This window comes from Chitinivibrionales bacterium, assembly GCA_014728215.1.
In the GTDB taxonomy this organism is placed as follows: Bacteria; Fibrobacterota; Chitinivibrionia; order Chitinivibrionales; family WJKA01; genus WJKA01.
On record WJLZ01000069.1, the window covers coordinates 25,546 to 33,600 of the forward strand.

Annotated in this window: 8 protein-coding genes; 4 read left to right on the forward strand and 4 right to left on the reverse strand. The window is 46.5% G+C overall.

Annotation, left to right across the window (positions count from 1 at the left end):
* Nucleotide 1: 1 nt before the first annotated feature.
* Nucleotides 2-397, forward strand: a complete 396-nt coding sequence (locus GF401_04860) for a YkgJ family cysteine cluster protein (protein MBD3344376.1) — start codon at nucleotides 2-4, stop codon at nucleotides 395-397.
* Nucleotides 398-484: 87 nt separating this feature from the next.
* On the opposite strand, the gene GF401_04865 is transcribed toward GF401_04860, so the two are convergent.
* Entirely contained in the window at nucleotides 485-1,267 is a 783-nt protein-coding gene (locus GF401_04865; protein MBD3344377.1) for a response regulator, read from the reverse strand.
* Nucleotides 1,268-1,381: 114 nt separating this feature from the next.
* Between GF401_04865 and GF401_04870 the strand changes: the two genes are divergently transcribed.
* Complete coding sequence (locus GF401_04870; protein ID MBD3344378.1) at nucleotides 1,382-3,376, forward strand: tetratricopeptide repeat protein; 1,995 nt, start codon at nucleotides 1,382-1,384, stop codon at nucleotides 3,374-3,376.
* On the opposite strand, the gene GF401_04875 is transcribed toward GF401_04870, so the two are convergent.
* Complete coding sequence (locus GF401_04875) at nucleotides 3,324-3,635, reverse strand: hypothetical protein (GenBank protein ID MBD3344379.1); 312 nt, start codon at nucleotides 3,633-3,635, stop codon at nucleotides 3,324-3,326. The two genes, GF401_04870 and GF401_04875, sit on opposite strands and share 53 nt — an antisense overlap.
* A gap of 113 nt (nucleotides 3,636-3,748) precedes the next feature.
* On the opposite strand from GF401_04875, the gene GF401_04880 reads away from it, so the two are divergent.
* Together GF401_04880 and GF401_04885 are read left to right on the forward strand one after the other, a co-directional pair.
* Entirely contained in the window at nucleotides 3,749-5,749 is a 2,001-nt protein-coding gene (locus GF401_04880) for a tetratricopeptide repeat protein (GenBank protein ID MBD3344380.1), read from the forward strand.
* Nucleotides 5,661-6,728, forward strand: coding sequence for an FHA domain-containing protein (locus tag GF401_04885; protein MBD3344381.1), 1,068 nt, complete (start codon nucleotides 5,661-5,663; stop codon nucleotides 6,726-6,728). The genes GF401_04880 and GF401_04885 overlap by 89 nt, the downstream gene beginning before the upstream one ends.
* A 27-nt stretch (nucleotides 6,729-6,755) precedes the next feature.
* On the opposite strand, the gene GF401_04890 is transcribed toward GF401_04885, so the two are convergent.
* Nucleotides 6,756-7,157: a hypothetical protein gene (locus tag GF401_04890; GenBank protein MBD3344382.1), complete on the reverse strand. Its 402-nt coding sequence runs from the start codon at nucleotides 7,155-7,157 to the stop codon at nucleotides 6,756-6,758.
* Between the two features lie 61 nt (nucleotides 7,158-7,218).
* Nucleotides 7,219-8,055, reverse strand: an 837-nt coding sequence (locus GF401_04895) for a hypothetical protein (protein MBD3344383.1), incomplete at its 5' end; no start/stop codon positions are given.

Sequence of the window (8,055 nt, forward strand, 5' to 3'; positions counted from 1 at the left end):
GATGAAAAGCAAGAATGACAATCAGACTTCACCATGCACACGCTGCGAAGCCCGTTGTTGCAAACACATAGCGCTTCAAATAGAAACACCCTCCTGCAAACGGGATTATGACAATATCCGGTGGTTCCTTCTCCATAAAAATGTAAAAGTATTTAAAGACCACGACAATGAATGGCTGATTGAATTCAGTACAGAGTGCGAAAACCTCTTAAATAATCATCGCTGCGGCGATTATGAGAATCGCCCGAAAGTCTGCCGCGATTATCCCGGGAACGAAGAGACATGTGAATCCGACGATGATTGCTCTCCCTACAAACTCCTGTTTAGCTCCGCCCGGCAATTTGAAGAATATCTGGATAAAAAGAAAATCAACTGGCGATGGAAAAATCAGCAATAAGACCCGAACTGAAGTTCGGGGCACACAGAGACGATCGGTAACACCCGAACTTAAGGCAGGGGCAGATAGGGAGGTTTCAAAACCGGACTATAGAAAATTGACGATATTTCCGAATGCGAGGTAGTCGAGAATGGTACTTCGGTGAAGATGGAAATATTCTTCCTGCTTTTTGTATTCCAATGGATTTTTCACTAACAGTGATTCGCCGTCACCGCCGTCGTCACCATTGTTCAAGAGAAACAATTCATTATAACCAAAGGCTTTGCGAAAAAGATGGAATATGAACAGAATAATCTTTGCATTGGCGCCTAGATTTTTCTTCCAGATATGACGGATTTCTCTGTCGGTGACACCCATTTCGATCGCCCATTCGGTCACATAATTCGGTGATTTCTCAAAAAGTACCTCTGTTGAGGTTGAGAGCGATTTCCTGCGGTCGTTTGAATGCAGAGGATTGATTATATTCAACAGAGCATTATGATTCACTGTTTTAACAAGTTCTTCCAGATCTATCTTACCCGATTTTTCTAAAAGATCCATGGCGCCGTATTTTCCCACCAGAAAACCCTTTTTTGATGACGCCGTACCGGTGAGGACAATAAAAGAGGTATGTTTGTAAAAATTCTTAATCAGATAAAATTCATCGTTATTGATATCGCCGAGTCCCAGATCAAAAATGCACACATGAAAACGATCGGGGGAATTAAGAAGAGCCGACGCCTGCCGCGTTGATGAGGCGGTATTGATATTAAATATTCTGAGCATATCGAAGGTTTCACGAAGTACCTCAATTACACCGGGGTCATCATCAACCAGAAGCACATTGACTGTTTTATCTAAAAAGTAGTATGGAGACAACGCTTGCGGCATGTGTTTACCTTTTAAGTGCCTGAAACAAAATCCTTCACCAATGTGGCGACTACCGGACTTTCATTATTATAGCATTATGTATTTTAATTTTGCAATTGCAAACGATGGAGAAGTATGAAAAGAGAGACTAATAAAGCCGAGGAATTTTTCAATACCGGCAATGAATGGCGTAAAACAGGTAACTATGAGAAGGCGATAGAAAACTACAAAGCTGCACTTGATATTCAACCCGATTTCTTTGCAGCCCACGCCAACTGTGGCGCAGCGCTCAGTGAACTTGGGTATTTTTCCAAAGCACTGCACCATTTCACCGAAGCGGTGCGGATCAAACCCGATCTTCCCGAAGCTCATAACAATTTAGGCCTGACCCTCCTCCGTACCGGTTCCATCGATAAAGCGATCGATCATTTTCGCAAGGCGATTGCACATCGCCCCCATTCTGCAGCAATATACACCAATCTCGGAAAAGCGCTTGAACAAAAAGGGCGTTATAAAGAAGCAGAAGCACAATTTAACCGTGCGATTCATTATGATGGGAACTTTGTTCCTGCCTATATCGGCCTCGGAAACACCTTTGCCTGTCAACGAGTGTTCACCAGAGCAAAAGAAGCGTTCTACCGCGCTCTTAAACTAAAACCATCCAGCGCCGATGCCTGGTACGGGTTGGGAACCTTGATGAGAGAGCAGCACCATCTCGATGAATCTGTTATGTGTTATAAAAAAGCGATCGGATACAATCCTCGGTCAGTCATGGCGTTGAACAACTGTGGCGAGGCCCTTCAGGAATCAGGGTGTATCGATGAGGCCGAATCATTGTACGACAAAGCATTGCAAATCGATCCTCATTGCGAGATTGCATACGGTAATAAAATTTATTGTATGAATTATAATCCCCGATATTCCCCCCAGCAGATTTTTGAAGCCCACCAACGGTGGGGAGAAATTTTCGGGACCGCTGCCCCTCTGGTTACCTGTCATCAAAACGACCGGTCTCCAGAAAAAAAGCTTCGGGTCGGGTATGTTTCTCCGGATTTCTGCCGCCACCCGGCATCATATTTTTTCGAGCCCCTCTTTACATGCCGTAGCAAAGAACAGTATGAGATCTACGGTTATTCTCAAACAACCCGTGTCGACACACGCACCGAATACTTTCAATCTCTTGCGGACCACTGGCTCGATATTACAGAAATGTCCGATCAGCACCTGGCATGCAAAATTCTGGAAGACCGTATCGATATTCTGGTCGACCTCGCCGGCCATACTGCCGGCAACCGCCTGCGTGTCTTTGCACCAAAACCTGCACCAATTCAGATATCTTTTCTCGGATATCCAAATACGTCGGGAGTTCCGGCTGTCGACGTCCGGTTTACAGACGACATTGCCGACCCGGAAGGCAGTGATAATTTATATACCGAATCGCTCGTGCGCCTGAAATCGGGGTTCTGCTGCTATGCCCCACCGGATTTTGCTCCTCCGGTTTCTCCTCTGCCCGCAGTGGAAAATGACTTTGTCACCTTCGGTTCCACCCACAGTCTTTCACGGCTTAATTTTGAGGTCCTTAATTTATGGGGAGAAATACTTCGTGCCGTGCCGCATTCAAAGCTTTTAATTCTCAGAAACACGCTAAGTGAAAATATTCAACAACGATACAAAGCTACATTCAAACAACTGGGTATCCCATTAGAGCGGATCATTCTGCAGAAGAAAATTCCGGGCGCGGGTCATCTGGCCGCATACCACCATATCGATATCGCGCTGGATACATACCCCTGGAGCGGGCATACCACCGCATGCGAAGCCCTTTGGATGGGTGTTCCGGTTGTGACCTTACTCGGGAACCGTCATGCAGGCCGGATGGTGGCCAGTGTCGTGACCAGGGCCGGATTTCCTCAACTGGTTGCCCGGTCTCGTGAGGATTATCTGCAGAAAGCCCGGGAACTGTCGCAGGACATACCCGCACTTTCATCACTCCGTTCAAAGGCCCGGGAAACCATGAGCAAATCCACCCTGTGCAATGGACCGCAATTTACTCAAGCGGTCGAAAATGAATACCGGGTTATGTGGCGGAAGTGGTGTTCAGACCGGGAGGAGTCCCCAGAAGCGGAATAAATTCGTACTCGATAACATCGGCCAGCGCAACCCAGTCATCCTGCTTTTGAAGCACATACATTGTTTCGAGGGAATATAATATCTTTTTAATGCCCTGTTCCGGGAATATCCCTGAGCGCAGATAGTCCTGTACCATCCGGTATCCGGTATTCAGCAGTGATGCAGCGTCGGCATAATCCCCGATCCGGGCCCGATAGGCGGCGTCGGCAAGATGATTCCGTACCTCGGAAAAAGATTTTTGTGAAGATTTAATTCTCATGAGTTTTGCTCTCTTTCATATATTAAATATATTATTCGTAGTGATGATGGGGTTAATTCGGATGATCTCAACAGAACATGAATGATAGAGAGGTCGGTTGAAACGGGCCTTTAGTGGTCCATTTCCTGCAAGGCAGTTGCGTGAAATCATTAAAAGAAATTCTCAAAGAAGCATTGAGCTATCACCAGCAAGGCAATTTCGACAAAGCAGAGGCAGCCTATCGCTGCATTCTTAACGAACAGCCGGACAACGCCGACGCGCTTCATCTTTTAGGATTAATTGAATATCAACGGGGTAATGATAATTCTGCAATCGGCCTGATCGCCCGTGCCGTTTTTTTCTCTCCTGAACGACCGGTATATCACTTCAATCTTGCAAATATCTATGCTGCCGGAAATAAGGCTTCCGAAGCGCTGTCGCATTACCGCACAGTAGTAGAACTGGATCCGCGCAATGCCGATGCCTTCTTCCGGATGGGGAATATGTATCGAAAGAAAGGCCTGTTCAGCAATGCGCTCTCCTGCTATAGATCGGCAGTAGCAATCAGACCCGATTTCATCGAGGCGATTAATAATATCGGCGCCGCTCATAAAATACTGGGGATGTACCCTCAAGCAGTTTCGTGGTTTAAAAAAGCTGCGGAACTTCAGCCTCACAATGCAGAATGCAGAAACAATCTGGGAATGGCGTTCGTGGACTGCGGACGAACCGAAGAGGCGATAACATGTTTTCGTACGGCATTACATTTAAAACCAACGCTCGTTCCTGCATATGTAAACCTCGGTAAAGAGTTGATGCTGCAGGGTAATCTTGACGATGCGCTGGAATGCTTTAATCGGGCCGTCAAATACAACCCCGATCATTATATTGCTCACGACAACCTTCTTATCTGTAAAAATTACATGCCTTCCCATTCTCCCCCGGAACTCTATTCCGAACACCTTCTATGGACCCATTCACATGCAGTAAAAATACGCGGGGAATTTAAAGCCAAACAAAAGCCCGCTTCATCCAGACGACTCAGGATCGGATATATTTCCCCGGATTTCTATCATCACCCTGTTGCTAATTTTATGATCCCCGTTCTGCGCAACCATAACCATGTGCAGTTTGAAGTTTTCTGTTATTCGGACGTGAAAATCCAGGACCGTATCACGCACAATCTGAAAGGATACGCCGACACCTGGAGAGATACCATATCCCTCTCCGATCAGGAACTGACCTCGCTGATAACTGATGACGGTATCCATATCCTTATCGATTTAACCGGCCATCTTGCAAACAACCGACTTTTGACCTTTGCCCGCAAACCCGCTCCGCTTCAGATCTCATACCTTGGTTATCCCTGCACCACCGGTCTTTCCGAAATCGATTACTACCTTACCGATGAAATTGCCGATCCCGCGGGTCAGGAGGAGAACTACACCGAAGACCTGGTACGGCTCGAGAATTGTTTCTGCTGTTATGAACCGTCGGTTGAAGCTCCCGGGATTGGTCCCCTGCCCGCAAAAAATGCGGGATTCGTAACATTCGGTTCTTTGCATAATCTGGCGCGTTTAAACAGCGACATACTCGAGTTGTGGAGCCGGGTGCTTCATGAAACACCATCTTCCCGTCTTTTGATTTTCAGAACAAACATGACCTCCGCTACAGCAAAGAGACTTCAGGCCTTTTTTACACGCAGGGGTATTGAAAACAACCGGATCCGGCCGGTCGATTCCTGTGACGGCAATTACCTTTCGATGTACAATAAAATCGATATCGCCCTGGACACCTTTCCCTGGAGCGGCCACACTACCGCTTGTGAAGCGCTCTGGATGGGCGTTCCCGTGATCACACTCACAGGGGACCGTCACGCAGGAAGAATGGTGTCGAGTGTCGTATCTTCGCTGGGCATGTCCTTTTTAGCGGCCGAATCAAAAGATCAGTATGTCGCAAAGGCAAAACAGTTGAGTGAGAATATCGGAAACCTGGAAGAAATCAGACGCTCATTGCGGGAAAGAATGTCGAAATCTCTTCTCTGTGATGGGATACAATTTACAGGAAACTTTGAAAAAACACTTCTTTCATTGTGGGGAAAGCAGCAATCAGATTACCGGACAGGCTTACGATAGAGTAGCTGTCATAATCATTACATCACCATTACATTTTTCAGTTTTGGATGCCAATATAATATTTTTCTATAAAATTCTCTTTAATGGAGTCATCTGCACCATGGCGACCTTTACTCTCTATCGTGACGGCCGGGATTTAGGATCATACATAATCAACAGGGACGAAATCAGCATCGGGCGGTCCCGCAAAAACACCATATCCATTGCAAACAATGCCATATCACGACATCACGTACGTATCGTGCGAGAAAATGGGCAATATATCCTCTCCGATCTCGGTTCGCTGAACGGCACCTACGTTAACGGCAAAAGGGTCGATTCGGTGGAACTCTCAAATAGCGACAAAATCTCGATCTGCACCTATGATATACTCTATAAAACCGTTAATGACCGTACTGAAGCGGTTGCGGTTCAACAACCCGGAAGCAGTAAAATCGATAATGCTCATGCGATTTATGATGAATCCTCCGAAACCGGGGCATTCCATGAAACCCGCATTTTTGTGGAACATGATTATCAGCCCGATGAAAAAGCTTTGCAGTCTCAGACCGAAAGCCCCTTAACCAGAACCACAGCAGTGCCTACCTTTTCTCCGTCCAATGCAAAGCTTGGTCTTTCCCATGATGTCGCCCTTGAGACGGACACAACGTATCTCGACGAGCTTGATCTGGTTATAATCAACTTTAAAGGCACCATCGATTATGCCAACGTAAAAACGATTTCCGAACAGTTCGACAAACTTTTTGCCATTGGAACCCATAATCTTCTGATCAATCTCGAAAAACTCACTCTGATCAATACCACCGCCTGGGGAGTTCTGGTCAAATTGCTCCGTCTCCTTAAAGCCAGAAACCAGACAATCAAGCTGGCCAATATGCAAAGCGTCGTTTCCCAGCCCTTCAAGCTTCTCTCACTCGACAAGGTATTCGAAAATTACGACTCGGTTGAGGATGCGGTTGAGGCGTTCAGGAAAGGATGAGATGAGACACATTCAACGTTTCCATTTTTATCTGAAATGCGTCGAGGTAACCGCTGCACCGATTTCATAGGTTGCGGTTGTATCGTATTGATCGAGTACCGTGTCCACCTCAATATCCAGATTATAAATCGAAACATATTCAATACTATAGATCGTATTCTGGTTATAAAAAGTCAAGCTGCCGGACAGGCCGTCTTTTTGATTTACCTTTTCCGGTCCGGGGGGAACCGCTACAACAGTGCTGTATTCGAAAGTCCCATTGGGAATATCCGTAATCGGAAACTGAGCGCCTGCCGCTACCGGGTAGCGTTCACCTCTGAAATGAAATGTTATGCCACCATCGGCATTATTATGAATCGATATCTCATTCTCCCCCGAACACCCCAGCAGAATAAATCCCGCCATTATTCCAATGATAATTCGTTTCATAGTGCTTCCCTTCGATTTTTATTCCGTGACATCCCGTATAACTCCCGGGGGTTATTCTTATCTACCGCCGTTTCTTTATTCCCAGTTTCTTCAATATTTCACCGGCATCTTTTTCAATAAATTTCCTGGCTTCATCGGAACTGATTGCAGAATCTTTGGCGTCGAAAATGATTCTCGGCGTAATTTCTATGATAAGATTTGTTTTAATAACATTTTCTTTTCTGTGTTGAAACAGCAAACCAAGACCGGGAATATGCCCTAAAAGGGGCAGCCGTCTGATTTCGGTGGTGTGGTCTTCCCGAAAGAGCCCGGCAATGAAAACTGTCTGACCATCCTCGATCCGGATGGTGGTGTTTGTTTTTCTGGTCCGGATATGGGGGATATCCGAACTGGGGCCCTTGAACCCGATAACCGATGATACTTCCGGCTCGACGGTTAAGGTCACCTGTGAATTCTCGTTGACATGAGGGGTCATGGTCAGCTTGACCCCCACCTCCTCTTTCTGAATCTGCAGGTTGGCGCCGCCGGCAGAACTGAGATTATAGGACTGTATGGCATAGGGTATTATTTCACCGATATGCAGCGACGCGGTCCTGTTATTAGTTGTTGTCAGTCTCGAGTCCATCAGCATTTTGCCGTCGCCGTCCGCTACAAGCAAATCGAGAATGGTACTGAACCTAATATCGCTCTTTAAGAAACGGTCCGGCTGAATACCGTCGAGAAGCCGGTCACCGAGATAGGTGATTTCGCCGCCGATATGCGAGAGAGCCTGCCAGTCGATCCCGTACTTATTGAGCTTATCGTTGGAAACTTCGATAATCCGTGTCTTGAGCATTACGAGGATATGGGGATGGTCGATTGATTTGACCACCTGCTCGACTTCATTGATTATCCGGGG